The following is a 1,356-nucleotide window of genomic DNA, read 5'->3' on the forward strand; positions in this document are numbered from 1 at the left end:
AGTGAATTCACAAATTATCCTAGCGGGTATGGATTCATTAATTGCTGTTGTTGATAAGAAACGTGCGGAATTAGGTGCGGTTCAAAACCGTTTCCAATCGACGATTCGTAACCAAGCGAATATTTCTGAAAACTTGTCAGCTGCGAAATCACGAATTAAAGATGCGGACTTTGCGGCAGAAACTGCGGCACTAACGCGTAACCAAATCTTGCAACAAGCTAGCCAAACAATCTTGTCGCAAGCTAACCAAAGACCACAAGCTGCATTAAGTTTATTAGGTTAATCTAGGTAGACTGTGGTAATTTAGGTGGCAAGAAATTGCCACCGAGACCGGCATTTGGTCTAAACCTGTCAACATAAAGAATGTTCTTCAGTTTGAAAAAACGAGAGAGTGAAGATGTGTTAGTGTTGAGAGGAGTTGCGCCCTTATTAGATGGGGTAATTTAACAAGGGCGCGATTAATTAATGTGGGAATATTGTAAGCGTGGAGGCTAATTTCAATATTGCATACATTAATCGCGAAGTTCTCTCTCACATTCGCGTAAATAATAAAGCATTCTTTGTGCCAAGTTTAAGGACAGAACTTTGACGAATTAATGTTTTATAGAGTCATACTCTCGACTCATTGGAAAGGGGAAGGATAAAACCTTCCCTTTTTTCATTTTTCTTTAAATTAATCTGATTTAAAAGCTATTAAAACCATAGGGTTAAAATAAATATAAAAGTTTTTTGAAAAAAGATTAAAGATCCTTTGAGTCAGGCCGATATTAATTAACAGAGAAAGATTCTCTAGTGAAAAACATTTAGTTAGGGGTAATTAATTTGTTTTTCTCATTAAATATTAATGTGGAGGCTGTATGGCTTTATATGTAAACACTAACGTGAGCTCATTAAACGCTCAACGTCAATTAAATAACTCTGGTAGTGCACTAGATACTTCATTTCAACGTTTATCATCGGGTCTTCGCATTAACAGTGCAAAGGATGACTCGGCTGGTCTACAAATATCTAACCGTTTAACAGGTCAAATTAACGGCCTTGATCAAGGTATTCGTAACGCCAACGATGGTATCTCTTTAGCTCAAACAGCTGAAGGTGCGATGGAAGAAGTTACAACGATGTTCCAACGTGTTCGTACGTTGGCACAACAAGCATCTAACGGTTCAAATACAGATGAAGACCGTTTAGCACTGCAAGAAGAAATCCGTTCATTAATGGAAGAAGTTAACCGTGTTGCTTCTGATACAACATTCGGTGGTCAAAACTTATTAGATGGTTCTTATGAAGCTAGCTTCCAAGTAGGTGCTGATGCTGTTCAAACTATCGGTTTTGATATGAGAAACGTAGGTGGTTCAG

At 37.9% G+C, this 1,356-nt stretch carries 2 protein-coding genes; both read left to right on the forward strand.

Annotation, left to right across the window (positions count from 1 at the left end):
* A partial coding sequence (locus QQK02_RS16370; protein WP_284209229.1) for a flagellin occupies positions 1-283 on the forward strand: 283 nt, incomplete at its 5' end.
* A 574-nt stretch (positions 284-857) separates the two neighbouring features.
* A partial coding sequence (locus QQK02_RS16375; protein ID WP_456124116.1) for a flagellin N-terminal helical domain-containing protein occupies positions 858-1,356 on the forward strand: 499 nt, incomplete at its 3' end.

It is taken from the genome of Thalassotalea eurytherma (assembly GCF_030161415.1).
Lineage (GTDB): Bacteria > Pseudomonadota > Gammaproteobacteria > Enterobacterales > Alteromonadaceae > Thalassotalea_G > Thalassotalea_G eurytherma.